The sequence below is a fragment of the Desulfopila aestuarii DSM 18488 genome (assembly GCF_900143695.1).
Lineage (GTDB): Bacteria > Desulfobacterota > Desulfobulbia > Desulfobulbales > Desulfocapsaceae > Desulfopila > Desulfopila aestuarii.
On record NZ_FRFE01000002.1, the window covers coordinates 61,387 to 87,568 of the forward strand.

The following is a 26,182-nucleotide window of genomic DNA, read 5'->3' on the forward strand; positions in this document are numbered from 1 at the left end:
CTGAAGATGAAAAAACGAATAATCCTCCTGCTGCTCATTGCCGGATTAGCAACAGCCGGATACTACAGCAAACTGTGGAAAGGCCAAGATGCAGAGCAGGAAAACGGAAACCTGAAGATTTACGGTACCATTGATATCCGTGACGCGAATCTCGCCTTCACCGAGCAGGAACGACTGACCGAGGTTCTGGTGGACGAAGGTGACAGTGTAGCGGCTGGCCAGGTCCTTGCCCGACAAAACACTGATCGCCTCGATGCTGCCATCGCCGAAACTCAAGCAAAGATTGCGGCAGAGCAACAGGTGTTGACACGACTGAAAACCGGTTTTCGCCCCCAGGAAATCGCACAGGCCAAAGCTGAAGTTGAGGCGGCACAAGTGCAGGTCGTCAATGCCGAGCAGGTTCTCCACCGGGTCACCACCACCTCCCGCACCGGTGCCACCAGCCAGCAGGATCTCGATGACGCTAAAGCCCGCCTCATGGTTGCCGAGGCCCAGCTCAAGGTCATGGAAAAAAAGCTCGATCTGGTTCTCGAAGGCTCCCGCAAGGAAGACATTGCCGCCGCTGAACATCGGCTTGAAGCGCTAGAGGCCAACCTTCAACTCCTCACAGTTCGTTATGCCGACATGACCCTCACCGCCCCTGCCAGTGGTATCATCCAAAGCCGAATTCTCGAGCCGGGTGAAATGGCCGGCCCGACCAGACCGGTCTACACCCTGGCTCTCGCTGATCCCAAATGGGTTCGAGCCTACCTGCCAGAACCACAGCTTGGCCGGGTTCAACCCGGCATGAAAGCAAACATCACCAGTGATTCATGGCCCAATGATCCCATTGCGGGCTGGATCGGCTCTATTTCACCGATTGCCGAATTCACCCCGCGGACGGTGCAGACTGAAGACCTGAGAACGAAGCTGGTTTACGAAACGAGGGTCATGGTGCGTGATCCCGAGAATCGGCTCCGACTTGGCATGCCGGTTACGGTGACTCTCGAACAACAAACCGGGCCAAGTGATACATCCTCTGAAACCCCAGCAGCGCAACAGCAGTAATGAGCAACTCATCGCCAATAGCCCCACACCATGCTGAAGGAGCAAAGGCCGACATTGTGCTGATGGTTGAAGCGCTCTCCAAATGTTTCCCAGGTAAAAAGACACCGGAGATTCAAGCGCTGGATAATGTCAGCTTCACGGTGAGCCGCAACCAGGTTACCGGATTGGTGGGGGCAGATGGTGCCGGCAAGACGACGCTTATCCGTATTGCGGCAGGCCTGCTGGTGCCCACCTCCGGCAGCGTCACGGTGCTTGGCCTCGACAGCGCCACCGACACCCTGGAGATCCAGAGCCGGGTCGGTTATATGCCACAGAAATTTGGTCTTTACCAGGACTTGACCGTGGCGGAGAATATGACCCTCTATGCTGATCTGCAAGGTGTGCCCAGCAAAGAACGGACTGATAAATTTCGCCGACTACTGCAGATGACCGATCTTGGCGCCTACACCGGTCGGAGAGCCGGCGCTCTCTCCGGCGGCATGAAGCAAAAGCTGGGACTGGCCTGCGCCCTCATCAAATCCCCGGAAATTCTCCTTCTCGATGAGCCGACTGTAGGTGTTGATCCTGTTTCACGTCGTGAGTTATGGAAGATCGTGAATGAACTGGTTGAAAAAGATGGCATCGGTGTGCTGGTCTCCACCGCCTATCTCGATGAAGCCGAAAAATGCGACCAGGTTGTGGTTCTCCATGAAGGCAAAGTACTCGCCGAGGGTACACCCAAGGAATTCATGAGACCTATGGCCGGACAAGTACTGCTGATTGACGCCTCACCTGGCAAAAAAGCTCGAAATATCTATACTCGTCTTTCCGGCATGGACGATATTGTTGATGTCACCATTCGCTCCGGGAGAGTACGAACCGTATTGGCTGAAAATGCAGATAAAAATGCTCTGGCTGAGTCATTAGGGGCCGCAACCATCCACCAGGCGAATCCCACATTTGAAGATGCCTTTATGGCGCTGATCCCCCGTTCAGCTCAGCATCACCAACCTTCTCCAAGTACATTTCTCCACCCTGGTCACGACCAGGAGGAGATCGTACGCACCCATGAGCTACAGAAGATGTTCGGCACTTTTGAAGCTGTAAAAAAACTGAGCTTTTCAGTGAAACGTGGTGAGATCTTCGGCCTTCTTGGCCCTAACGGTGCTGGCAAAAGCACCACCTTTCGTATGCTCTGCGGTCTGCTACCGGCAAGTGCGGGTGAAATCTCAGTGGCCGGCCACGATCTCCGCCGCGCTCGTGCCAAGGCCAGGGCTCGCCTGGGCTATATGGCCCAGCAATTCTCCCTCTACGGCCAACTCACCACCAGGGAGAACCTCAGCTTTTTTGGTAAGGCCTATGGACTTTCCGGCAAACTGCTGAAAACCAGGATGGAATGGGCTTTTGACGAATTCTCACTGGCCAGATGGGCAAACCGCCCGGCTGGTGGTCTGCCGGGCGGTAACAAACAGCGACTTGCCATGGCGGTAGCGCTGTTGCATGAGCCGGATATCCTCTTTCTCGACGAACCGACCTCCGGGGTTGACCCTTTCGCCCGCCGTGAATTCTGGCTGCGCATCAATACCTTTGCCGAACAGGGTACCACAGTGGTGGTCACCACCCATTTCATGGAAGAAGCGGAATACTGCGATCGTATGCTCATCATGAGCCAAGGTGATACGCTCGCCTTCGGCACACCGGCAGAGATTCGCGAACTGGCGAAAACTTCTGGTAACCCGCAACCTACCATGGACGATGCCTTTATCGCCCTGGCAGAAGGGAAAGTGAATATGGCGCAGTCCGCTCCGGCGCCCCCCTATAGGGAGGACACGTTGCCATGAAAGGTAAAGCCCTCTTTCTGATGCGGCTTCGCGGCATCCTCGTGAAGGAAACGTTGCAGATCCTGCGTGATCCAAGCAGCATTGCACTCGCCATTGTGATGCCGATGATCCTGCTCTTTCTCTTCGGCTATGGGGTAACACTGGACGCCGACCACATCCCCACCGCCCTTGTCGATGATGATGGCAGCGCGGTTGCCAAAGAACTGACAGCACGGTTTGATCTCTCACCCAATTTCGAGCTTCTCCCAACCCGCACCATGGTCGAGGCTGAGGAACTCATCAAAAATCGTGAGGCGCATGCCATTATCCGATTGCAGTCCGATTTCACCGCACGATTACTCAGTGGACGTGAGGCCTCAGTACAGCTCATCGTCAACGGTATCGACGCAAACCGCGCGCGGTTGATCCAGGGCTATGCGCGCGCGGCACTGGCAAATTGGTCGTCTATGCGGCTGGCACGCGGCGAAACGGCAGGACTGCCCGCCGTAATCGTCTCACAGCGAGTCTGGTTCAACGAGAGTACGGAGAGTCGTGACTTCATGGTCCCTGGCCTTATCACCCTGATCATGACCCTTATCGGTATTCTCCTCACCGCCCTAGTGGTCGCCCGGGAATGGGAGCGCGGCACCATGGAGGCTATGCTGGTCACTCCACTGCGACGTATCGAGATCCTGATTGGCAAGATCCTGCCCTACTATATTCTTGGCATGCTCGGCATGGGAATGTCAGTGGTGGTTGCGATACTGGTATTTCAGGTACCCTTTCGCGGCTCAGTGGCAGCCCTGATTCTTTTCAGTTCGTTGTTCATGCTGGCTTCACTCGGGTTCGGCCTGCTGTTGTCCGCAGCGATTCGCATCCAGTTCGTCGCTGCCCAGGTCTCGATTGTCGCTGGATTTTTGCCTGCATTTTTTCTCTCCGGCCTGATCTTTGATCTTGAGTCCACGCCGCTACCAATTCAGGTCATAAGCCATATCGTGCCTGCCCGATATTTTGTCGATATCAGCCACACCCTGTTTATGGCGGGTGATATCTGGTCGATACTCGTACCGGACGGGCTGGTCCTCGCAGGAATGGCGGTGTTCTTTATCAGTCTGGCCTATCGCAACATCACCAAGAGACTGGAAAAATGAAAGCGTTTCTCCTCAGGATATTGGCCATCGTGCAAAAAGAATTCATGATGGTCCTAAAAGACAAGAAAAGTCGGTTCGTCATCATCGGCCCGCCACTCATCCAGTTTTTTGTTTTCGGTTATGCCGCCACCTATGACCTGCAGGATGTGCGATATGCCGTTTTCGATGAGTCGCGTACCACACTTTCACGGCAATTGTTGGCGCATGTCGATGGTTCCGGCATCTTCCGCCTTACCGGTTACCTGCAAGACCAGCATCAGCTGACCGAAATCATCGACAACCAAGGTGCACGCCTGGCCATCCATATAAGCCCAGAATTCGATAACGCCCTGCAAAACGGTCGGCCCGCTACCGTTCAGGTCATCGCTGATGGTCGCAACCCAAACGTTGCACTCATCGCTATGGGCTATTTCAGCTCGATGGTCGAGCAGTTCAATCGTGAGCTGGTCGAACAAGGGATCGTCACAGCCACAGATCCGGGACTACGGCTTGATGACCGGGCCTGGTTCAATGAGAATCTGCGTTCCAGGTGGTTTATTGTATCCGCACTGGGCGGCATCATCAGTATGGTGGTGGTAATGATTCTGACCAGTCTCTCAGTAGCGAGAGAGCGTGAATTCGGCACCTTCGATCAGTTACTGGTGGCACCTTTTACCCCCGGCGAGATCCTGATCGGTAAGTCGCTGCCAGGCATTGTCTTCGGCCTGATGGACGCACTTCTCTTCGCCACCGGCGCCATCTACTGGTTCGGAGTGCCGTTTCGAGGAACAATAGCTGCTTTGGTACTTTCTCTGCTCGCCTTTATCATTACCATGGTGGGTGTGGGGTTGCTTGTCTCGTCTCTGGCCATGACCATGCAGCAAGGACTGCTCGGCTCGTTTCTGTTTATCATGCCAGCCGTCACCCTTTCAGGATTTGCCACGCCTGTCGAAAATATGCCTTACTGGCTGCAATATGCAGATCTCCTGAATCCTGTACGTTATGTTATCATTGCCCTGCGCAATATCTTTCTTGAGGGAGCGAACACCGCTATGGTTTGGCCTCAACTCTGGCCGCTGTTGTTGATGGCGTGCGTAACCTTGCCCTTAGCCGCCTGGCTGTTTAGAAACCGCTCGGTGTGAAAGATCAAAAAACTCATTGTGTCATCTGAAAATATTGTGCTTCAAGTGTGGGGACGCTGTATGGTATTCGGAGTATGAGCACCAGTAGAAAAATGTCCACCCCCAGTTATTTCACCTTCAATTCACAACCGATAGTTCCATATAATCGTCAATTTTTATGCTACGTAGAACCTCTTTCTGTACCCTTTGCACTGTTCTTCTGCCATTTGTCTCATTTGCCGCAGAACCGGCTACAATGGCTTTTAAGACTTCTGAGATATCAGTAGAAACTCCGGCTCCTAAAAGATTTGTGACGAAGGGCACTGCGATTTTTGATCTCAAAGAAGAAAAATCCGCCTTTTTCAAGGGCATCGGCTATTCGCCCTACTTACCTAATGAAACGCCGATTTATGGCGCAGCACCCGGTAATGACGTTCGTTATGACGAACATATCGGTCTTTTGAAAAATATGGGTGTCAATTATCTTCATGTCTTTCCGATGAAGATGCCGGAAAACTTCTTCACGGCACTGGACACTACCGACATGGTCTACGGCCAGGATATCTGGATCTGGGCCTATGAAGAGGATTTCCTGGCCGAACCATTTCTCGCCAAGACCTTGAACGATATCAAAGGAGTCATCGATCACACCTACGCTATTGGCCGACCGGAACGGCTTGTGCTCTTTTCCATCGGCGACGAATTACAGGCCGCGGGTGTAATGCGTACCGACAGCCGGCATCCTGAAGTTCGAGAATTTATAGGCAAACACGTACGCGTCACCAACCGGACTCCCACCGAAGTTGCTCTGGCCCGTCTTATCGACGGGGCGATCGACTATGAGCTCAACCGCTATGGGCAGCGCCATCTGTACTGCCACACCAGCTGGACCCATATCGGACCGGTAGCAGCGCGCCCCGATCTTGAGGTACCAAAAGAGAGCATTCTCACCCCAGATCTTGGCGATCTGGTCTGCCTCAACGTTTACACCTACGCCAGGGGGGTTCGCACATCACCTCCCGGTTCGGTCACCGGCAGCAGCTATCAGGGTTATCTCGAAGAATTGGCAGAGCAATCGGAAAAACCGGTTTTGATAACCCAGGTCGGCTTTTCCACCTCGCCTTTTGAACCCAAAGCGTGGGTACCTGGATTTGGCGGCCATAAAGTCGAAGACGTTGTCGGACATCTTGAAGCCATCTGGAAAGACGTTCGCACGGCCAAAGGTAAGGAGAAAATTGCCGGTATCTCCATTTTTGAACTGCATGACGAATGGTGGAAAAGCGGGGAGGATCCAACCGACTCAACCCGTCACGAGCTGGAAGACCCCGAAGAGTGGTTTGGCCTCTATGAAGTGGGTGCCGACCACCGGCTGGTGCCCAAAGGAGAAATTCCGGCAACTCTCCGCCGCTTGTATACTGCTGAGGAAAAATAATGTTTGAAACAATCAACCTGACCATTTTTATCGTTTCCGGCCTGCTACTCAACATTACTCCAGGTGCTGATGTTCTTTATATCACCAGCCGCAGCGCCAGCCAGGGAACACGAGCAGGAATCATCGCAGCCCTGGGAATCGGCACCGGGGGTATCGTCCACATCCTGTTCGCGACATTCGGTCTGTCAGCGATTCTCGCCACCTCGGCCCTGGCCTTTACTATCGTGAAACTCGCTGGCGCCGGCTATCTTATCTATCTGGGAATCACGGCCCTGCTGGCCTTACGAACCAAACCGAATACCAACACGGAAACCATCGCAGTCCCGTCTCTTGCCAACAACAGGATCTTCCGGCAGGCGATTCTGGTCAACGTCCTGAATCCCAAGGTTGCCCTTTTTTTTCTCGCATTTCTGCCCCAGTTCGTTGCCCCACACGCCACCCATCCAGCACTTGCTTTTCTCTTTCTTGGCTGTCTTTTCAATGTCAATGGAACGATAGTCAACATCCTCTTTGCCGTCAGTTCGGCGCAGATTGCAAGCAGAGTGAAAAGGGGTAGTTTTCTTCCGACTCTACTGAAGACCGGCGTCGGTACCCTCTTTGTCTGGCTCGGCCTTCGACTTGCTATTTCGGCTCAGAGATAGCACCGCAAGATCCTATCAGCAGAATAAATAAAAGCCCGATCATCCCTCAAAGGGGACAATCGGGCTTTTTAATTGTATTCAACGTAGTCTTACAGTTACAGACTAACGCATCTCACTTCTTCATCATCTTATCTCGCGCCCCAAAAACCAGTTTACCACCGAGATGACCGGCGATGCCTGTTGCACCCAGCATCACGGCAGCAACACCAAAATAAATCAGACGAAATGGCGAATCTGCCTCGGCAACACCGGGCTCAAAGAAACGCCAGGCCACCAGGATAATGAGAGAAATAGTGACAACAGCACTACAGAATATTTTCATGAAAAAGATAAAGGTTTTCGCCCCCTGGTAGCGATTCTTCCATTCTGTGAAACCCGTCAACAGTACCAATGGCATGGTAATCAGCACCGCGACCAGATTGTAAAATGCTGCCGGTTCAAAAGCTTTAATATTCAAAAAGATACTAATAGCCAGAAAGATCACAGCAATCGGCAGAATCCCGTTGGGCATGTGCACAGATATAGGATGGAGGTGCAGCCGCATCATCATTTTTACAATGAACCCGGGCTTCTTAGCCTGAACAGGAGCGGACGTATCTTTTGTCTCGACCTTTGCCACCGGTGGCAGTTCATTGCCATCGCCGTCAATCTCTACGAATTTTTCGGCAGCCGCTTTACAAATGGGACAATCCTTGGGCGGCACGTCACCTTCCAGGATATAGCCGCAGATCGTGCATTTCCAACGACTGCCCTCGCGCTTTTCTTCTTTTACAGGCGGCTGTTCCGAGACAGATGCCTTTTCAACTACAGCCTCCTGATCTTCCACAACCTCCTCAAACATCTCGGCCGGAGCCTTGCACAACGGGCACTTCTCCGGTGGAGCTTCACCTTCATAAATATAGCCACAGACAGTACATTTCCATTTCTTCATATCGTCCTCCTTCATTATGATCAATTCCGCAAGAAAAATGCTCAAAATCAAGCTGGTTAATCTACGTCATTATTGGTATCGCCCTTTCTATTCAAGCCAGTAAAGATGCGACAGGCCCACATTGTTGATCATCCTGATGGTCAGGATGAGGCAGCACATCCACTGCACTCTACCTGCAGATTTACTGAATTCCGAGCACTATTTCCGAACCTGCCCAGAAATTTTTACAAACCATATCGGACAACAACAGCAAAGAGCGAAGAGATAAAAGGTTATACACCAGGCATTGGTTCGTCACCAATATCCCCACCGCTTCATAGCATTACATTCTGCTGTGCCAACAAAAAAGGGTGTCCGTAATGAAATCTTTCCATTACGGACACCCTCAGGTTAAAATTCTAGAAGTGCCGAGCCAACCATTCAGATGGTTTATATATTATACAATCACTCCATCCTCGATATGCACTGAACGTCCGGCCATCTTGGCATAGACCGGATCGTGGGTCACCATTACCACAGCGAGCCCGTCGTTATTCAGTTCGGAGAGCAAACCCATAATCTTCTCTCCGGTACCCTTGTCAAGACTGCCTGTTGGCTCGTCAGCAAAGAGAACTTTTGACGATTTCACAAGTGCCCTCGCAATTGCCACCCGTTGTTGCTCACCGCCGGAGAGATTTCCAGGCAGACGATCGGCCTTATCGGCAAGACCAACCCGCTCCAGACAGCCAAGGGCTTTCTCCATCGCCGCCTTTTTCACCGGTCGTACCGATTGCATAAATGGCAAAAGAGTATTTTCCAGAACCGTCAGGTAGGGCAGTAGATGATGAAACTGAAAGATCACGGAAAAGTCAGACTGCCGAAGCCTGTTCAGCCGTTTTTCAGAAAGTGCTGACAGGTTCTCTGTCCCATAATGCAGTTCTCCGCCATCGGGGCGTACCAAGGTTGAGAGGACATTCAATAGCGTGGTCTTGCCCGAGCCTGATCGACCGACAATGGAAACAAATTCACCATCATGAATATCGACTGATACATTTTTCAAAACCGGCACGACTTTGTTATCGGTTATAAAATTTTTGCTAATATTCTGTGCTGATAGCATTTCTTTATTCTCCTTACAGCGCCACAAGAGCTGCAGACGGTTCAACTCCGGCACCCTTCCAGGCGGGATAGACCGCCGCAAGCACGGTCACCAGCGAAAAGAGTCCTGCTGCCATGAGCAGATGTGTCGAGGAAAAAATCGGCGTCCCTCCTTCGGCCATATGCAGAAATTCCAGTACTTGAAAGCTTGCGCCAAAGCCGCCCAAATAACCGACAACACCGGATAACATGCCGATAAGACCTGCTTCCAGACAAAAGATAATGAAAACCTGCGGCTTACCGTAGCCAAGAGAACGGAGGATACCGATATCCTTCTTTCGTTCGCTGACCGCCGACATCATGGACAGGCCCACCATGGCCGCCGCGGTCACCAGAATCACGACACTGATAGTTAGCGCCAGATTCTGGACAAAATGGATGGAAGCCATGCGCTGGTTGATCACATGTTGCAGGGCCTTTACCTCGACTCCCGGCAGTTTTTCCTGAAGTTGCGCAACAATATCTTCAATAGGGCACCCCGCACAAAGCGCCGCCACCTCTATGAAGCTGGTGGCTCCGGGCTTGCCCTGCAACTCCTGAAGAGAAGAAAGATTCATAAAGATGACGGTATCGTCATCGCTGCCGGTATCATAGAGTGTACCGGAAACAGTAAAATCCCTGCCCAGAAGAGAAAGACGGTCCCCGGCTTTCAACTGCAGTTTCGTCGCAGCTTTACTGCCGACCAGAACCTCATCCGGCTTCTCTGGAAATGTGCCTTTGGGCGCCCAGTAACTCTTAATGCCCCGCTCATCTTTCCAGCGTACCCCAACCAGTGCAACAGCGGTATCATTGACCCTGGTCATGGTTACAAGATTGGGCGCTACGGCACTCAGTCGGTCATTCAAAGCGATGCTGCGAATGGCCGCAACCGTCTCTTCTTCAGGCAAATCATGGACATCAAAAAGCATATCGCCCATATGCAGACCACCATAACTGACGCTCAGCTTCTCGCTTACCGGTGAGATGATGATGTTGGCGCCAAAGGCCGTCAGCTTCTTCTCAAGGCTATGTCCCACCACCTGCGAAACCTCGTACAAGGCAACGATGGACATGACCCCGAGTGAGAAGACCAAAAGCAGAAGCAGTGTTTTCGACGGTTTCCTACGGATATTCCTCATGGGAATAGTCAGTATGTTCATGATGCTCTCCTAGAAAAACCGGGCGCCTGGAAGAATATCCTCAATCTTGATCACCAGATTATCCCCAACCATCTCCCGATGAAGCGGCGCCGGGTTGCAGCCACCTTCCACCACATTGATCTGGCTGGAATGAAATCTTCTGCCGCAGTTGTTGCAGATCATGAAATCGCCGTCCTGTGTGTATCCTTTTTTCGCCGAGAAACAGACATCACAGGCATCAAAAGCAGCGCGTAAAACCCCATCACTGCTTTTAACGACAAAAAACTTAATATCGGTGCCGCCACCCTCATACTCGTAGTAATGGGCGTCACCGTCATCAATATCCTTTATTGGAATACGCACTTCATCGCCAACGGCGGAAACGCTCTTATGCTGACCGAAAATCCCAAAAGCATGTCCATCGGACGCGGCCATTACACCAAAGGAGATTACGAAAACCATCACGATTGAAAACATTTTTCTATACATACCTACACCTTGCAAACGAAATAAGAAGCGACACCCCAGACAAATATCCGGGATATTAAATAATAGGGCAAATAACGGGCGGGCAGACCGCCGCCGTTAAATAATTAAGGAGCAGTGAAGAGTATAAAGGGCGGGTTGTCTCCCCTGCGGCGGAGACTTCAATGAGATGGAGTGGTACCTTACAGACAATTCCGGCACAACGACAACTAAAGCAGGCGCGATAGAGGCAAAATCAGTATCAACAGCACGATGAACAGGTATTACAGCATTTTTCGCATCGCTGGCGTCGCAATAGCTACCATGGTCGCAATCGGGTCGATGCCCTGCCTTGACAGGTACGGGCGCCGCGACCTCATCAGCGACCATATTATCGCAGCAGGGAGACACAACAGCGGCAACACCGCAATGACTGCAATCAGGTGGACAGAGATCTATCCCGGCTTGGGCAATGCCAAGGCTGACGATTGCCGCCACCAGCAGCTGGATAATGAGATGGTGAAGAGTTTTCTGCATCGACTTAAGATGAAATTTATTAGGAATGAATCTCGGAAAATATTACTACATCGTGGTATCTACAGTCAAGAGTATTTCACTCATGCCGCCACCGTTATCGTTGTATCGGCGTAGTGCTTCACTCACTGCGTTACTTATGCTGGTCAGGCCTGCATTCACGGATCTTCTGATAGGTCTCCAGACCTTCCATACCCGGTAGCATCAGCCACGTAAACTGTAACAGTCGCTGTTTTTCATGCCCGAATGACATCATTGTTGCCCAACGGAATCACAGGTAATGTGCGTCATGCTATAGTCGCTAAAAGACGGGCAGACGCTCAAGGAGCGGATCAGCTTTGGCGACAGCAGTCCGGACAGGTGGCATGGCTGAGATCGGCATCTGAATGCTCACGAAGATACTCTTCGACATGCTGCCGATACGTAGAAACGTCGCGAACCTTGCGGCATTTTGGGCAGATCGCGAGCATTTTCTGCAACAGTTTGATTTCCGCAAGCGCTGTGTTCTTTTCTATCATGAGCGCACTGATTTCCGTATTTTTCTTAACCAGTTCGTCATTGGTGCGACTTGCACGCTGCCACGCCTCGCGAAGGCTGAGGTGGAGCTTTACCCGAGCAACAAGTTCTGTGGTATTAAACGGTTTGGTGAGATAATCGGCAGCCCCTTTGTGAAACCCGGCCACGATGTCCCCGTGTTCACTTCTGGCGGTCAAAAATATGATTGGGATTTCCTTGGTAGCAGGATCCTGCTTGAGCCTGGTACACACTTCAAAGCCGTCCATCTGCGGCATCATGATATCGAGAAGAATAAGATCGAAGTTCTCCGCACTGCACATCTCCAGCGCCTTGGTGCCATTGAGCGCATATGATACCGCATATCCCTCGCGTCCCAATACACTACCCAGCAACTGGACATTTTTTATCACATCATCGACGATCAGAATTTTTTGTGTCATAGCTCGTGATCCGCTGCGTCTTTGTAGAAACAACCACCGGTCATCGGTCATCCTGTTCCAAAGCTCGCGATCATGTCAACACTCACCGCACAGTACAACCTGCCAGGAGTCTTCCAAAATACTTCAATTTTCTTTCAACACCCTCAATGTCAAAGGCATGTGCGTCCTCTTCAAGCGAGGTGCCGAACAATACCAGCTGGGCAATACCAAACTCTTCTCCCGCATGTTTCACTTCCTCGGCAAAAGCTATAATCTCCGGCATGCTCTGACGTTTTTCCACAAACTGTAATTGCTGCTGTATGTCTCTGGTGAGAAAGAGATAAGCCGATTGCGGCACCTTTAATTCGAGAATCTCTTCATCGGCCTCAACCGATACCGGCTCATCAGCTAATGCAGGTGAATCTGGCCTTTCACCTCTTTGACTGGGAAGATATTGCGCCACCAACTCCAGCAGGGCTGGACGGTTGAAAGGACGTATCAAGTAATTGTCAAAACCGGAATTTTCGATTTTTTCAATTTCATCGGTCATGCCGGAAGCGGTAATGGCAATAATCGGCACATCCTGCATTCCTTCAATCTCCCGGCTTTTCTTCAGGGTGGTGAAGCCATCCATTCCCGGCATACGAATATCCATCAGCACCAAATCGAACCGTTTATCCGCCATGGCACGAAGTGCCTCATTGCCGTTTTCCGCCTGCACCAGAGTGAGCGGGTAGCGTTTAAGCGTCTCCACGACCAGATGACGATTAATGTCCAGATCATCAACAACCAGAACCGTGGCCGGCCCCAGTTGCAGCTCATCCGTATCGTCAGACTGTATATTTACGCCAGCACGCTCGCTTTTCACTTGTCCCATCCGCACCTCCGGAAAAACTATGGTGAAGAGAGAACCAACCCCCAACTCACTTTCCACCTCAATGGAGCCCTGCATCATTTCCACCAGCGACTTGGAAATGGTCAAGCCAAGGCCTGTCCCTTCTGCCACTATCGCAGCCTTGCCGGTCTGCTGATGAAAACTCTCGAAAATTTTCTGCCGCTCATCTGCAGCAATGCCGAAGCCGGTATCACGTACCGAAATTTTGACGCGCCATTTGCCACTTTCACGTAGTGGCTGTCCCTCAACCCGACAGTTCACTTTGCCGTGTTCAGTGAATTTGATCGCATTACCAATCAAATTGAATAACACCTGTTTGAGGCGTTTCCCATCCAGTATCAATGCAGGAGGCAGAGCGGATGAAACCTGAACCTCCAGCTGAATTCCTTTTTTCTTGGCATTGACCGAGAAAATCCGTTTCAACTCTTCACAGAGCTGAGCCAGACTAATCGGTTCGGGCTGGATTTCCATCCGCCCTGCTTCAATCTTTGATAGGTCAAGAATATCGTTAATCAGATGCAACAGGTCGGTGCCGCTGGTTTTAATAATCCTGGCGTGCCGTTTCATGACCTCATCTGTGGTGATGGTTTCCATGATATCAGCAAAACCGAGAATGGCGTTCAGCGGTGTACGAATCTCATGGCTCATGTTGGCCAGGAACTCGCCTTTCAGTCGGGTTGCCGTCTCGGCCTCGGCTTTGGCCAGAGACAGTTGCTCCGTCTGCGACTGCAGGTTGCTGATCACCTCGTGCAGGCGGCTGGTCAATCTGTTGAAGCTGTCAGCAAGGGCAACAAGTTCATCCGCCCCTTCAGGTCGCGCTCGTTTGGTCAGATCACCGTCACCCATGATCATCGCTGTCGCAGTAAGATTTTCAATGGGCCGGGTAATCACCCGTGCGGTCAAAATAGCGATGAATACCCCTAACGCAATGGTCAGCAGCCCGAACAACATCGCCAGCTTCGTCGATCTGGTCACATCGGAAAGAGCATTGGTGCGGGTACCACTTACAGCGACATGCCAGCCCAATTGCCGCAGCGGATCACTAATCACGTGATATTCCGTACTGAGTGAAGAGTAGCCTATCAAGGCGGCCTTGCCTTCGTGGTCAAGCCCCAATTCCCAGCCCGCTTGGCGTGCATCCGAAAAAAAATCCGCCGAGCCTGACGTCACCCACACAGTACGTGGCTCAATTTCCTTGCTGCTACTGGCCACAACCTTCCCCGTAGCGTCGAGCAGGTTGATCTGCTCGACGGTATCGGGTTTGAAGCGCTGCATATCCTCGATCAGGGTCCTCAGCAAATACATGGACGAGAGAATACCGATAACCTCATTGCTGGTATTATCAATGATCTCAACGGCCAGACGCAGTCTTGGTATAGGCGAGTTTTCACTCCAGCTCAAATCACCTATATAGCTGTTACCCAGACCACCGTTCCAGGCCAGCTGCCACCAATTCTGGTCATAGAAAAAAAAGTGCTCAGGCTTTTTTCCCAGACTGGCCACAAGCCCGCCGTAACTATCGACAAGCACGATGTCACTATGAAAACTGTTACGCCCGCGAAAATCACTCAACGCCTTCATCACCGGGCTATTAAGATAATTTATGACAAAAGGGTTGTCCTTGATGGGACCACTCCAGTAACGGTCTTCGGCTTCCAGAATTGTCCTGGCCTTGTCACGATCACCATAATAGCGGACCCTTGAGGTGAGGAGACTTGTCTGAAAGATTGGAACCTGCTGGGTAAGCAGCCTCAGCGTCTGCAGCTGCTGCTCCAGGTGAGCGCCGGCAATGCGAGCGAAGTTTTCGGCAATCGTCTGATAATTTCTGCCAACCTGGTCAATCTGTGAACTGCGGATCTGGCTAATCAGAACACTCATCACGATACCAATGACAACAGCCGAAATGCCACTGATGATGAGGGAAAACTGGGTGGTAAAGTTGAGACCGGAGCTCCAGGATCTTCCCTCCAAACGTCGTTCCCGGGCACGGATACCACCTATCAGGAAAACATACAGAGCCAGACATGCTCCGCAATAATAAGGAAGTCTTTCACCCTGCAGCTCCAACCTTGAGCCAAGCCGAATCAGGCCAAGGTCGAGAAACACCGCTCCTGCCGCCACACTAAAGGTTATCAGCAGACCTCTGGGTAACTGCCTGATTTCACCACTTCGAACTATAAAAAACGGAATGGCCGCAAGAAAGCAAAAGCTAAGGACCAGAGCGTTTGCAACAAATATCGGCAATAGCAAACCGGTAAACGACAGCAGAAAGACCATACCCCAAATCCAGGTTGCAGGTCGAACCTGGCGGGTCTGTAAAGCCATGGCACTCAATTGCGCTCCCACAAAAAGTAGCACCAGAAAGCTCAAAATGAGATGTTGCAAAAGCCCGGTGAGTAAAAACTGCAGTAGCAGGGCAGTAATAGCGCCACCCGCTATTAACACGATAACGAAATATTCCCAGAAAACGAGAGTCTTGTATGGTTTTATGGTTTCTGCCGACTGGCTTTGCATAAAAGTTCTTTGGCTCACGGGTTATATCTCAGCCAGGGATATCCAGTTCATGGTTTGACACTCTTTTTCTGACCATCGGGTAGTGAGATTGCAGGATCGGCTAGAATCATCTGCTTGGCGGCTTCTACCTTGTCCACACATTCCCTGGGTATTCTTTGCGCCCAGTCATGAAAAGGCGCCAACCCTACCGCGTCATTTTTCAATGTGAAATGACGAATTCCCGCCTTGAGCCGACCGGTTGCAAAATCCTCGACAACTATTCGCGCTGCCACATCGACATTTTTCATTACACTGGTGATCAGAGCACTTCCCGCCTCAGGATATGTCAGATACTGATCGACATCTACCCCGATGGCCATGGCGCCGTTTTCCTTGGCGGCCTTAAGCCCCCCGAGCCCGGTGGTTCCCCCAACGCAAAAGAGGACATCAGCCCCTTTTATCAGAAAGCTGGTACCTACCGCATAGCCGGTCGCACTGTCGTAAAAATCAGGGATATACTGTTTGAAAGTAACGATATCAGGAGACACCGATCTGGCGCCCTTCTCGAAGCCTTCAACGAAACGGACAACCGGTGGTATTTCATATCCGGCAACGGTCCCGATAGTGCTGTTTATTGACATACAGGCGGCAAGCACGCCAGCAAGATAGGCCGCCTGGTCCTCGGAAAAAATAAGACTGGTAACATTCTGCAGACCACCTTCTTTCGTGTAGCAGTCTGCAGCCGCCTCAGGACAACCCTGGCCAGGATAATAGGCGTAGTCCATAATGACGAAATGACGCTCAGGGTACCTTAACGCGGCTTTAGCCGTAGCATTAGCGAGCCAGAAACCGACTGTAAAGATCAGATCGGCACCTTCACCAATCACCTTTTCAAGATTTCTCTCAAAAATAGTTGACGACTCCGAGGTAACATAATCAAAGGCAATACCATGTTTTTCGGCTGCCTCCCTGGCTCCACGCAGGCTGTATTCATTAAAACCGTGATCATTGTCGCCACCGGTATCGAGTACCATGCCGATTTTAAGCGACTTCTTTTCCGGTTCCGGTGGTTGTTCGCATCCGGAAAGTACTATGGCGGACAGACAACACAGTACACATAATAGAACGCGTCTCATGGTTTCCTCCCGGTTCAACTCTTTCGCCTCTATCTTGTAGTTCATCTTTACTGAAGCCGGTACCCACTCACACTTCACTTTTTTGCATACTACATTTTCCAGGCACACAATACCGACAATACCTCTAATAGAATACCGTCGACTCAGCCATTCCACAAAACAATTTCAGTACTATCGATATTGTTCAACGCATCACTCTTGCAGAATACTATGCGACGTTATATCCAATACCAAAGATGCATACGCGTATATTACACTACCTCAAAAGGGGCAAATAGGATGCCCCTGTGGCAAAGCGTGATAGGACAAAAATGAAAGAAAGGGGGAATGCTTAGCGTTGTTGATAGGAATGGGAGAAACCGGTCTTCAGATATCGTCTAGCGTCTTATACCACGTATCTCTGCCATAGAGCTTTTCAATACAAACTGGACATAAACTGTGGGTGAGTTCCACGTCGGAGTGTTCACTCAGATAGGCTTCAATTTTATTCCAGTAACCCTTATCATCACGTATGCTTTTACACGATGAACATATGGGGAGAAACCCGGAAAGAACTCTGATTTCCTGCAATGCCTTATGGAGCTTGTCGCGCTCTTTTTCGAGCTCGATCTCGGCAAGCTTTCTCTGGGTGATGTTTTTTGATGTGCAGATGACAGTTTCCACCTGCCCATCTCTGTCAAATATCGGTTTAGCAGTAGTCAGGTAGTAGGTATCACCGCTAGGCAATGGAACCAGGACCTCTATCTCCAAGGTCTCACCTTCCGTGAACACCCTCTTTACCAGGGCAAACCGTTTATCAGCCTCATCCGGAGAAAAGATATCCCAGATCTTGCGACCGATGATTTCGCTTGGGATTCTGCCGACACCTGCGGCAAAAGCACCATTGACATAACGATACGTCCCGTCAGGATAAAAAGAGAATGTCGGGTCCATGGATTCATCAAGCAACACCCGATAATGCTGTTCGCTCTTTTTGAGCACCTCCAGCTCTCTCTTAAGTTTCTCCATTTCCATCATGCGAACCTTTCCCGACGTTGATGTTCCTCCAGCTAAGCGCTTTTCTTTCTATTCTATCTCTTTGGCATCCATGCTGGCAAGCAAGAGGTAAATACTGTGCAACTTAGCAGCAAAAACTGCCAAATCATAGGGGAAAGCAGCTAGAAAGTTCACACTTAACTCTGTAGTCCAAGCTTCGCGTCGACTTTCTCTATCTCTTCCTGGGCTTTTTCCCAACGATCATAAAAACGCTCCAGACGACGTTTGCACTCCTCATACCTGCGGCTTGTTTCCGTCCAGGCCTTTTCGTCCGAATAAAGGTCCGGATCAGCCATGAGCGCCTCGAGATCCTCTTTTTCCACTTCGAGTTTCTCAATACTGGCTTCCGCCTCCTGTACCTGTTTCAACCAGGGGCCGGCAAGTTTCGAGCGCTGCTGTCGCAGTTCGGCTTCCTGGCGTTTTCGATCCTTGCGGCTCTGTTTCCCGTCCGGATCACTGTCTTCGACAGCCGAATCCTCTTTCACCTGGGCCTGACCCTGCTCTTTTAACCTCTCGGCCATCAGCTCAATTTTCCGTAAATACTCTGCGACATTTCCCTCATACATGGTGACGTGGCCGTCTTTCACTTCCAGTACCCGGTTAACGAAGCTGTCGACAAAATACCGGTTATGGGAAACGACCACGATAGTACCGTCATATTGGGCCATCGCCTCCTGCAGGATCTCCTGTGAGCTCATGTCAAGATGGTTTGTCGGTTCATCCAGCAGCATAAGGTTAGCTGGAGTGGCGATCATTTTAGCCAGAGCCAGTCGGCTTTTCTCTCCGCCAGAAAGAACCGAAACCTTCTTTTCAACCTCTTCGCCACGAAAGAGAAAAGCGCCAAGGAGAGAGCGCATCCGGGTCACGGTGAGATCTTCACCGCAGAGCGCCATGGTCTCAAGTGCTGAAAGACTTGGCGAAAGTTCCTGAGCCTGGTGCTGGCCGAAATAGGAAAGCTTGACGTTGGTGCCAAAGCGCACCACTCCCGAGTCTTTTCCTATGATACCGGCAAGAATCTTCAACAGTGTTGATTTACCAGCTCCGTTGACACCAACCACTGCAACCTTGTCTCCTCGCTGGAGCTGCAGATTGACATCCTTGAAGACCCGCTTACCGTTATAGCTCTTCTCTAAGCTCTCCACCTGCATAACGTCCCGACCGGAAGACGGTGCCGGTGGAAACGAGAAGCTGATCCGCATTTCATCGTCCCCCAGTTCGAGCAGCTCCATTTTATCGAGCTGTTTCAAACGGCTCTGCACCTGCTTGGCTTTGGTGGACTTGGCACGGAACCGGTCAACAAAGCGCATGGTCTGACTGATCCGGGCCTGCTGGTTTTCATAGGCCGCCTTTTCGATGGCGCGCCGTTCTTCCTTGCCCGCCAGATAAAAGGTGTAGTTGCCTTTATAGGCAGTGATTTTACCAAAGCTTATCTCCCAGGTGGCGGTGGTGGCCTTGTCAAGGAAGGTCCGGTCATGGGAAACAACCACCATGGCGCCCTGATAGGTGCGGAGGAACTCTTCCACCCAGGTGAGCGATTCGAGATCAAGGTGGTTGGTAGGTTCGTCAAGCAGCAACAGAGACGGGGCCTCCAGCAGCATCTTGGCAAGTTTTAGACGCATCAACCAACCACCGGAAAACGCTGATACCGGGCGCGACATGTCTTCCTGACGAAAACCGAGCCCCAAGAGTACCTTTTCGATCTTGGCCTGCATTGTGTAGATATCACTGCCATCCAACCTGTGCTGAATCTCCCCTTGCCGCTGCAGCAGCTTTTCGCACTCCTTCGAATCGGGAGCTATACCCTCCAGCCGGTCGTGAATTTCTTCAGCTTCTCGCTGCAATAGAAGAAGCGAATCAAAGGCGGTCTGGGCTTCTTCGTAGAGGGTTCTGCCGGTAAGCAACTCGTTTGATTCCTGGGGCAGATAACCGACAGTGAAACTTTTGGCACAGGTTACGACCCCGTCATCGGTGGCCGCAACCCCGGCCATAATTTTCAACAACGTCGATTTTCCCGCCCCGTTTACCCCCACCAGGCCAATACGATTGCCATCGTGGACCTGGACGGAAATATCTTTAAACAGGTGTTTTTCACCATAACGGATATCTAAATGATTAACAGACAGCATACTTCACAGTTCCCCGTTCCCTGTTTTTCTCAGGGATTATTGTAAAACGTCCTTGAAAGCCGAGCTTTGCCAGACGGATAATGTTCATCTTCTTCATACCGACCACCGCCGAATGGTCGCGGTCGGAAATATATACTATGAGGTGCTCACCCACACCGCATGCACGTAGCCGCTTGCGGATACGTCTGAACCACTGCCTCGAGACCACAAGTTCACCAAAAGCAGGATGATACGGCCCGGCAACGACCTGTTTGGCCAGCTCATCTGAAGGCTGCAGCCCCATGCGTATTACCGGAATGGAGGCCGCATCCAGCATCTCTTTAGCCCGCCGCGTCAAACCGATCGCCGCATTGAGAGTAAGCGGCGTATATTTTTCCTGACGATAGAGGTCGGCAAGTGGAGACTGAGCCACCACCACTGCAGGATACAGGCGGACAAGGTCAGGGTGAAAGGTAATAATCTCGCGCAGTCCCGCTATAAACGAACGGGTGGTTTCCCCCGGCAGGCCAGGTAACAGCTGAACACCCACCTGCAGGCCGGCTGCGCGCAAAGTATCCATGGCCCTGCGGCTATCATCCGCGCTATGGCCACGCCGGCATGCAGCCAGCACGCGATCATCCAGCGACTGGACCCCCAGTTCAACAGTTTTCACCCCCATCTCCACCAGAAATCTGCTGTTTTCCTGGCTCACACAATCGGGCCTGGTTGACAACCGAATACCCGCCACCCGCCCATCATTGATATAGGGCGTTACCGCACCAAGCAGTCGCCTCTGTTCATCATGGGCAAGACAGGTGAACGAACCGCCATAAAAGGCTACCTCTACATCCTTTTGACCGGGACTGCGGCCAAGCCAGATGTCAATAACATCTTCTATGCTCTCGCCTTTCGGGTCACCATCCTCATCCTGCTGCCCTGAAATGGCGTGTTGATTACAGAACAAACACTGATGGGGGCAGCCACGGTGCGAGATGAAAACAGGGATTATCAGCCCCATCCCTTATGCATCTCCGCTCACGGCGATAGCCTTGAGGGCCGCAGCCGCAGCCCGCTGTTCCGCCTCTTTTTTAGAGCGCGCCTCGCCAGTGCCCAGCACCTCGTCACGAAACATAACGGAGATGGTAAAGCTCTTCTGGTGCGAAGGTCCTTCTTCAAGATCAAGACGGTAGCTGGGGCCCTCGTTATGTTTTTCCTGCAACACTTCCTGCAGCCTGCTCTTTGCATCGGCAATAAGCATTTCTTCTTTTTTGGTCTCGATGGTCGGTACGAATAATCGGTTTATCAGACTGCTTGCCATCTCATAGCCGGCATCCTCAAAAACCGCACCGATTAACGCCTCGAAGGCGCAGGAAAGAATCGATGACTTGTTTCGTCCATGGGAAGCATCTTCACCTTTTCCAAGAAAGAGAAAACGGCCCAATTCAATCTCCCGGGCCATGACCGCAAGGTGGGTCTCGTTCACGAGCGCAGCCCGCAACCGGGTCAACTCGCCTTCTTTCATCTCAGGATAGCGCGTATAGAGAATATGGCCAATCACCAGGTCCAGCACAGCATCACCGATAAACTCCAGTGTCTCATTATTCTTACCGATCTGCGCCTGCTCGAAAGCAAATGAGGCATGCACCAGCGCTTTCTGCAGCAGGCGCAGGTCGGTAAAACGGTATTGTACAATCCGTTCCAATTCGCTTAACAACTCTTTATTGCCCTGTACCAGGACATCAATTTCCATACCCATCTTTTTTAAAATTACCTCTTGTCAAAATTTCGTTCTATGGTATAAAGTGGCCTCACATTTGGGGCGGCGTAGCCAAGTGGCCAAGGCAGTGGTCTGCAAAACCATTATTCAGCGGTTCGACTCCGCTCGCCGCCTCCAGAAATTCCAAGGGGTTACAGATAATCGATCTGTAACCCCTTTTTTCGTTTCTTTCCTTTTCAGCCTCCAAAGCACAAAGGCAGATGGTCATGCCGAACGGCTGCGCCTTTAGATACTTGAAATTGCGCTTCAGGTCAAGTTGATTAGGCCGTCGCGATTGCTGTCTGATTGTATACATTGCAGCCTTGCCCGTTTCATGACGGCGACCTGGCCAAGCCACATCATTCGCCCCCCTCAAACATTCAATACATTTTCAGTGACATAGCATGTTGTTTTTATTGATATTTTACAATTATGGAATAGCCACCACATAGCGGTACATCTTTGTCACATATTTGTAATTTTATAAATACTAGTTGACATACCAGAAATATATGCCCTAGATTGCCTGGAAGATTTTCAATCTCGTGTCTATCCAGAAACGAGATCTCTTGTCCTAAACTGACCCGCCCGACAAATTTTCCGCAGGCATACAAAAATATTCCGAGGATAGAATTTTAGAGCAACGAAGCGATAGGAACAAAGGGCCGTTTCCGTATTAACACAAACTGAGCAATGCCAAACCTGGTGTTGGGAATGCCTTTGGGTATCAGCAAAATTGTGGAGGAAAACTTGGACGAATTTGTAACACTCATATACAACGGCAAAGAAATGCTGCTTCCGGTCGTCACCGGAAGTGAAGGTGAAAAAGCCATCGACATAGCCAGACTGAGGGCAGAAACAGGCTTTATCACTCTCGACCCCGGGTATGTCAACACTGGCAGCTGTCTGAGCGCCATCACGTTCATGGATGGTGAAAAAGGCATCTTGCGCTACCGTGGCATTCCCGTTGAACAGCTGGCTGAGCACTCTACATTTAAAGAAACAGCTTACCTGCTGATCAATGGCAGGCTCCCGAATCGGACAGAGCTCACCCAGTTTTCGATAAACCTGAATGACAACAGCCTGGTCCATACCGACCTGAAGGTCTTTTTCCAGAATTTCCCCAGGGCATCCCATCCGATGGGCATCCTTTCCGCCATGGTCAACGCCCTCAGGAGCTTTTATCCTTCTTTGGGAACATCTGAAGAGGAAATCAACATCACCATGACCCGGCTCCTCGCCAAAGTGCGAACCATGGCAGCCATGTCCTATAAGATTTCCAGAGGGCACGAACTGGTCTTGCCTCGGCCGGATCTGACCTACTGTGAGAATTTTCTCAACATGATGTTCGACACCCCGGTAAAACCCTACGAAATCAAGAAAGAGGTGGTCAGGGCATTAAGGGTATTCTGGATCCTCCACGCCGACCACGAGCAGAACTGCTCCACCTCTTCCGTCCGCATGGTAGGTAGTGCCCGGGTCAACCTCTACGCGGCTATCTCCGCCGGCATTGCCGCTCTCTGGGGACCATTGCATGGCGGTGCCAATCAGGCGGTCATCGAGATGCTGACGGACGTACACACGAGCGGCGGCAATTGCCGAAAAGCTGTAGAAAGGGCCAAAGATAAAAACGATCCCTTCCGGCTCCCAGGATTTGGCCATCGGGTCTACAAAACATACGACCCGCGAGCCAAGATTATCAAAAAAATCTGCGATGAACTGCTGGAATCCATGCAGATCAGCGATCCGCTCCTCGACATAGCCCGAGAACTTGAGGAAATCGCTTTAAAAGATCCCTATTTTATCGACCACAATCTCTACCCCAACGTCGATTTCTACAGCGGTATTGTTTTACGTGCTATAGGCATTCCCACGAATATGTTCACGGTGATGTTTGCCCTCGGCCGGCTGCCCGGCTGGATTGCCCAGTGGAAGGAAAGTACCGATGATCCTCACTGGAAAATCAGCCGTCCCCGCCAGATCTATACGGGTAACCAGCAATGTGATTATATCCCTCTTCACGCCCGTTAGGAAAAAAACCAGACACACCCACAGCCCGGACAGCAATAAAGGTCCGGGCTGCTTTTTTTGCGCCTCCCCTGCCCACTGACATTCATTGACAACGAGACGGAATCAGCTCACACCTCGTAGCCAATCGTGTCAAAAACACCCTGTGTGATTCCAGACAACTTCAAAACATCATACTTTCCTTGTCTATTTCGGCAAAGCAAGGTACTGCATTACGTGACAAGTCGTTGGCGGACCATCCGATGCCAGCGCCGAAAGCACTTCAATACCCCGAAGGACGCAATGACCGCCACCGCACCCTACATCCTCTCGGGTAATAGAATGTATTGCAATTATTGCCCCGGCTACTGCTGCTACCGTCTGAAGGGGGCAACGCTGCTCCTCGACGCTATTGACATCAATCGCATAGCCCGCCATTTCAACATTTCCGACGGCGAGGCACGCAACAAGTATATCGTTGAAAGAAACACCTTCAAAACCCGCCCAGACGGCAGCTGCATCTTCCTCAGCAATGAGAAAATGTGTGGCCGATGCACGATCCATGCAGCTCGACCGCGCCAGTGCCGCGAATTTCCCTATAATGACCCATGCCCCTATCTTGAGCGTGAAGACCTTCTTAATATTATCCAACCCAAAGTGGAAGAAAGCCTGCAACGTTTAAAATAGCAGAACCTACCCCATGACAATCAGCAGAACCTTTGCAAACCCTTCTGATTATCGATATCTTTCGCGGCTGAAACTCGCCAGCTCCCGAACTCAAAACCCTTCGGACATCTACCATGTCATCACCTGCCAACAGTACAGCCCTTACTCGAGAGAAGACCGCTCAGCATGATCAGTTAACTGCCAGAATACTTCTCTTTATCACCCCTCTACTCTTTTCATCAAACATGATCATTGCCCGTGCCGCCATCGATCTGGTGGGACCGGTAAGTCTTGCTTTCTATCGCTGGTCAATAACCGCTCTTTTGCTTGCACTTTTCTTCCGCCTGAGTTTTGTAGGCAGCTGGAGACAGGCCATGGCTGAATGGCGGGAACTTCTGGTTCTTGGTACTCTAGGAATGGGAGTGTGCGGGGCCTTTGTGTACCTTGGCGCCCACACCACAACCGCGACCAATATCGGTCTTATCTACTCTGCAGCACCAGTACTCATCATTGCCCTTGCGCACTTCTTTCATAATGAACGATTGAACAGGCTCCAGCATTGTGGCGTTATTCTCAGCCTGTTTGGTGTTCTCGTGCTAATCAGTCACGGCCAACCGCAGCGACTTTTGGGGCTTAATCTTGTTCGGGGCGATATCTGGATTATCTGTGCCACTATTTCCTGGGCAATTTATTCCATTCGACTGCGTTACCGTCCTACACGCCTCAATCCCACGGCACGGTTTGGCTGGACTGCTGTTGCAGGCGTCCTGGTCATGCTGCCATTCGTCCTGTTCGAACAGCAGATTGGCACCTCCCACCCTCTCACCATTGCCACAGCTGAGGTTGTCCTTTTTCTGGCATTATTCGCTTCCATCGGCGCCTATCTGGGTTATGGTCTGGTACAGCGAACCATGGGAGCTGGCCGCGCCGGGCTTATCCTTTATCTTGCACCCATCTACAATGCCGGAATCGCCTGGTGGATCCTTGATGAAAAACTCTCAATGTTCCATATCTATGGCGCCGCACTGGTCCTTTTCGGGGTTTTTCTCGCCAATCGAAAATAACCACGATTTAGCTATTTACTGGTTCACCCATTTGACTTTCGCCCCATCAGGAGGTTAGAATGATATAAGCGAGATGGATTACGGTGAGTTCTCTTCACGTTCTCTTCACAACCTGTAAAGGAGGTAGAAAATGTCACAGAACATACTGATCCCATTGGATGGTTCCGCACTCGGTGAAGCAGCTGTCAGTCATGTCAGCGATATGATCACCCGACTCGCACCCGGAGAAAAAATCAACATTACCCTGTTCCACACCATCACTACCCTCAATCATTCACTTTATGTGCATGGTGGTGGCGAGATAGTCACGATCCCCTATACTCCCAAAGAGCTGGACGAGATGAAGGCAAGTGCCGTAAAATATCTCGAAAAGGTTGGCGAGCGCTTCAAAAAAGATGGCATCACGGTCTCCTGCACAGTGACTCTCGGCGATTCTGCTGCCAAGGAAATCCTGAAGGCCGAAGAAGAGCTCAAGGCCGATCTGGTGGCCATGTCGACCCACGGCCGCGGCGGTCTTGCCCGCTTTGCCTTCGGCAGCGTCGCTGACAAAGTGCTTCGCGCCGGAACGGTGCCTGTACTATTAATACGTGCCAAAGAAGAGTAAATCTTTGATCCCATAAAAAAGGCACGCGAGACGCTCCTCATGCTCGACTGAGACTATGCCATGGCCAGACGATATCTGGCCATGGCATAGTTCAGTCGACGATAGCGAACTACGCTCATCCAATCCCCCCC

General features: G+C 51.2%; 22 protein-coding genes and 1 tRNA gene. 11 read left to right on the forward strand and 12 right to left on the reverse strand.

Annotated features, from left to right (window positions below; translation table 11 throughout):
- Positions 1-6 precede the first annotated feature (6 nt).
- From BUF15_RS02030 to BUF15_RS02055, 6 genes are all read left to right on the forward strand, one after another.
- Positions 7-1,047: an HlyD family secretion protein gene (locus BUF15_RS02030; protein ID WP_073611790.1), complete on the forward strand. Its 1,041-nt coding sequence runs from the start codon at positions 7-9 to the stop codon at positions 1,045-1,047.
- Positions 1,047-2,867, forward strand: a complete 1,821-nt coding sequence (locus BUF15_RS02035) for an ATP-binding cassette domain-containing protein (protein WP_073611791.1) — start codon at positions 1,047-1,049, stop codon at positions 2,865-2,867. The genes BUF15_RS02030 and BUF15_RS02035 overlap by 1 nt, the downstream gene beginning before the upstream one ends.
- The gene (locus BUF15_RS02040; protein WP_073611792.1) at positions 2,864-3,997 is read left to right on the forward strand and encodes an ABC transporter permease; all 1,134 of its coding nucleotides are present in this window, start codon (positions 2,864-2,866) and stop codon (positions 3,995-3,997) included. The genes BUF15_RS02035 and BUF15_RS02040 overlap by 4 nt, the downstream gene beginning before the upstream one ends.
- Positions 3,994-5,118 (forward strand): ABC transporter permease, encoded by a 1,125-nt coding sequence (locus tag BUF15_RS02045; protein WP_073611793.1) that lies wholly within the window; start codon positions 3,994-3,996, stop codon positions 5,116-5,118. The genes BUF15_RS02040 and BUF15_RS02045 overlap by 4 nt, the downstream gene beginning before the upstream one ends.
- Before the next feature lie 235 nt (positions 5,119-5,353).
- Entirely contained in the window at positions 5,354-6,529 is a 1,176-nt protein-coding gene (locus tag BUF15_RS02050; protein WP_234981082.1) for a hypothetical protein, read from the forward strand.
- Entirely contained in the window at positions 6,529-7,170 is a 642-nt protein-coding gene (locus BUF15_RS02055) for a LysE family translocator (protein WP_073611795.1), read from the forward strand. Before BUF15_RS02050 ends, BUF15_RS02055 begins: the two co-directional genes overlap by 1 nt.
- 112 nt (positions 7,171-7,282) lie before the next feature.
- Here the strand turns inward: BUF15_RS02055 and BUF15_RS28200 are convergent, their stop codons facing one another.
- The 12 genes from BUF15_RS28200 to rnc form a co-directional block, all read right to left on the reverse strand.
- A complete protein-coding gene (locus BUF15_RS28200; RefSeq protein WP_084553369.1) occupies positions 7,283-8,101 on the reverse strand; it encodes a rubredoxin-like domain-containing protein in 819 nt (272 codons plus the stop codon).
- Positions 8,102-8,537: 436 nt separating this feature from the next.
- The gene (locus tag BUF15_RS02065) at positions 8,538-9,200 is read right to left on the reverse strand and encodes an ABC transporter ATP-binding protein (RefSeq protein WP_073611796.1); all 663 of its coding nucleotides are present in this window, start codon (positions 9,198-9,200) and stop codon (positions 8,538-8,540) included.
- 13 nt (positions 9,201-9,213) lie between these two features.
- Positions 9,214-10,377, reverse strand: a complete 1,164-nt coding sequence (locus tag BUF15_RS02070) for an ABC transporter permease (protein ID WP_073611797.1) — start codon at positions 10,375-10,377, stop codon at positions 9,214-9,216.
- Between the two features lie 9 nt (positions 10,378-10,386).
- The gene (locus BUF15_RS02075; RefSeq protein ID WP_084553371.1) at positions 10,387-10,845 is read right to left on the reverse strand and encodes a DUF2318 domain-containing protein; all 459 of its coding nucleotides are present in this window, start codon (positions 10,843-10,845) and stop codon (positions 10,387-10,389) included.
- A gap of 96 nt (positions 10,846-10,941) precedes the next feature.
- On the reverse strand, positions 10,942-11,358 hold the full coding sequence (locus BUF15_RS26745; RefSeq protein WP_143170608.1) for a hypothetical protein: 417 nt from the start codon (positions 11,356-11,358) through the stop codon (positions 10,942-10,944).
- Between the two features lie 329 nt (positions 11,359-11,687).
- Entirely contained in the window at positions 11,688-12,311 is a 624-nt protein-coding gene (locus tag BUF15_RS02085) for a response regulator (protein ID WP_073611799.1), read from the reverse strand.
- Positions 12,312-12,393: 82 nt separating this feature from the next.
- Positions 12,394-15,717, reverse strand: a complete 3,324-nt coding sequence (locus tag BUF15_RS02090; RefSeq protein WP_143170609.1) for an ATP-binding protein — start codon at positions 15,715-15,717, stop codon at positions 12,394-12,396.
- A 29-nt stretch (positions 15,718-15,746) separates the two neighbouring features.
- On the reverse strand, positions 15,747-16,814 hold the full coding sequence (locus BUF15_RS02095) for a BMP family ABC transporter substrate-binding protein (RefSeq protein ID WP_159441200.1): 1,068 nt from the start codon (positions 16,812-16,814) through the stop codon (positions 15,747-15,749).
- Positions 16,815-17,180: 366 nt separating this feature from the next.
- Entirely contained in the window at positions 17,181-17,822 is a 642-nt protein-coding gene (locus tag BUF15_RS02100) for a PAS domain-containing protein (RefSeq protein WP_159441201.1), read from the reverse strand.
- Between the two features lie 164 nt (positions 17,823-17,986).
- Positions 17,987-19,975: an ABC-F family ATP-binding cassette domain-containing protein gene (locus tag BUF15_RS02105; protein ID WP_073611803.1), complete on the reverse strand. Its 1,989-nt coding sequence runs from the start codon at positions 19,973-19,975 to the stop codon at positions 17,987-17,989.
- Positions 19,962-20,972 (reverse strand): elongator complex protein 3, encoded by a 1,011-nt coding sequence (locus BUF15_RS02110; protein WP_073611804.1) that lies wholly within the window; start codon positions 20,970-20,972, stop codon positions 19,962-19,964. Before BUF15_RS02110 ends, BUF15_RS02105 begins: the two co-directional genes overlap by 14 nt.
- Before the next feature lie 3 nt (positions 20,973-20,975).
- Complete coding sequence (gene rnc / locus BUF15_RS02115; protein WP_234981083.1) at positions 20,976-21,704, reverse strand: ribonuclease III; 729 nt, start codon at positions 21,702-21,704, stop codon at positions 20,976-20,978.
- Between the two features lie 68 nt (positions 21,705-21,772).
- Here rnc and BUF15_RS02120 point away from each other — a divergent pair.
- The 5 genes from BUF15_RS02120 (at position 21,773) to BUF15_RS02140 (ending at position 26,051) form a co-directional block, all read left to right on the forward strand.
- Positions 21,773-21,848 (forward strand) — tRNA-Cys (locus BUF15_RS02120).
- 612 nt (positions 21,849-22,460) lie between these two features.
- Complete coding sequence (locus BUF15_RS02125) at positions 22,461-23,741, forward strand: citrate synthase (protein WP_073612065.1); 1,281 nt, start codon at positions 22,461-22,463, stop codon at positions 23,739-23,741.
- A 213-nt stretch (positions 23,742-23,954) separates the two neighbouring features.
- The gene (locus BUF15_RS02130; protein ID WP_143170610.1) at positions 23,955-24,404 is read left to right on the forward strand and encodes a YkgJ family cysteine cluster protein; all 450 of its coding nucleotides are present in this window, start codon (positions 23,955-23,957) and stop codon (positions 24,402-24,404) included.
- A 113-nt stretch (positions 24,405-24,517) separates the two neighbouring features.
- A complete protein-coding gene (locus BUF15_RS02135; RefSeq protein WP_073611807.1) occupies positions 24,518-25,447 on the forward strand; it encodes a DMT family transporter in 930 nt (309 codons plus the stop codon).
- A gap of 130 nt (positions 25,448-25,577) precedes the next feature.
- The gene (locus tag BUF15_RS02140; RefSeq protein ID WP_073611808.1) at positions 25,578-26,051 is read left to right on the forward strand and encodes a universal stress protein; all 474 of its coding nucleotides are present in this window, start codon (positions 25,578-25,580) and stop codon (positions 26,049-26,051) included.
- Positions 26,052-26,182 lie beyond the last annotated feature (131 nt).

What these genes read in the sequence shown, in the direction of transcription:
- BUF15_RS02030 (WP_073611790.1), top strand. Translation starts at nt 7, where the DNA reads ATGAAAAAACGAATAATCCTCCTGCTGCTCATTGCCGGATTAGCAACA.
- BUF15_RS02035 (WP_073611791.1), top strand. Translation starts at nt 1,047, where the DNA reads ATGAGCAACTCATCGCCAATAGCCCCACACCATGCTGAAGGAGCAAAG.
- BUF15_RS02040 (WP_073611792.1), top strand. Translation starts at nt 2,864, where the DNA reads ATGAAAGGTAAAGCCCTCTTTCTGATGCGGCTTCGCGGCATCCTCGTG.
- BUF15_RS02045 (WP_073611793.1), top strand. Translation starts at nt 3,994, where the DNA reads ATGAAAGCGTTTCTCCTCAGGATATTGGCCATCGTGCAAAAAGAATTC.
- BUF15_RS02050 (WP_234981082.1), top strand. Translation starts at nt 5,354, where the DNA reads ATGGCTTTTAAGACTTCTGAGATATCAGTAGAAACTCCGGCTCCTAAA.
- BUF15_RS02055 (WP_073611795.1), top strand. Translation starts at nt 6,529, where the DNA reads ATGTTTGAAACAATCAACCTGACCATTTTTATCGTTTCCGGCCTGCTA.
- BUF15_RS28200 (WP_084553369.1), bottom strand. Translation starts at nt 8,101, where the DNA reads ATGAAGAAATGGAAATGTACTGTCTGTGGCTATATTTATGAAGGTGAA.
- BUF15_RS02065 (WP_073611796.1), bottom strand. Translation starts at nt 9,200, where the DNA reads ATGCTATCAGCACAGAATATTAGCAAAAATTTTATAACCGATAACAAA.
- BUF15_RS02070 (WP_073611797.1), bottom strand. Translation starts at nt 10,377, where the DNA reads ATGAACATACTGACTATTCCCATGAGGAATATCCGTAGGAAACCGTCG.
- BUF15_RS02075 (WP_084553371.1), bottom strand. Translation starts at nt 10,845, where the DNA reads ATGTATAGAAAAATGTTTTCAATCGTGATGGTTTTCGTAATCTCCTTT.
- BUF15_RS26745 (WP_143170608.1), bottom strand. Translation starts at nt 11,358, where the DNA reads ATGCAGAAAACTCTTCACCATCTCATTATCCAGCTGCTGGTGGCGGCA.
- BUF15_RS02085 (WP_073611799.1), bottom strand. Translation starts at nt 12,311, where the DNA reads ATGACACAAAAAATTCTGATCGTCGATGATGTGATAAAAAATGTCCAG.
- BUF15_RS02095 (WP_159441200.1), bottom strand. Translation starts at nt 16,814, where the DNA reads ATGAGACGCGTTCTATTATGTGTACTGTGTTGTCTGTCCGCCATAGTA.
- BUF15_RS02100 (WP_159441201.1), bottom strand. Translation starts at nt 17,822, where the DNA reads ATGGAGAAACTTAAGAGAGAGCTGGAGGTGCTCAAAAAGAGCGAACAG.
- BUF15_RS02105 (WP_073611803.1), bottom strand. Translation starts at nt 19,975, where the DNA reads ATGCTGTCTGTTAATCATTTAGATATCCGTTATGGTGAAAAACACCTG.
- BUF15_RS02110 (WP_073611804.1), bottom strand. Translation starts at nt 20,972, where the DNA reads ATGGGGCTGATAATCCCTGTTTTCATCTCGCACCGTGGCTGCCCCCAT.
- rnc (WP_234981083.1), bottom strand. Translation starts at nt 21,704, where the DNA reads ATGGAAATTGATGTCCTGGTACAGGGCAATAAAGAGTTGTTAAGCGAA.
- BUF15_RS02135 (WP_073611807.1), top strand. Translation starts at nt 24,518, where the DNA reads ATGTCATCACCTGCCAACAGTACAGCCCTTACTCGAGAGAAGACCGCT.
- BUF15_RS02140 (WP_073611808.1), top strand. Translation starts at nt 25,578, where the DNA reads ATGTCACAGAACATACTGATCCCATTGGATGGTTCCGCACTCGGTGAA.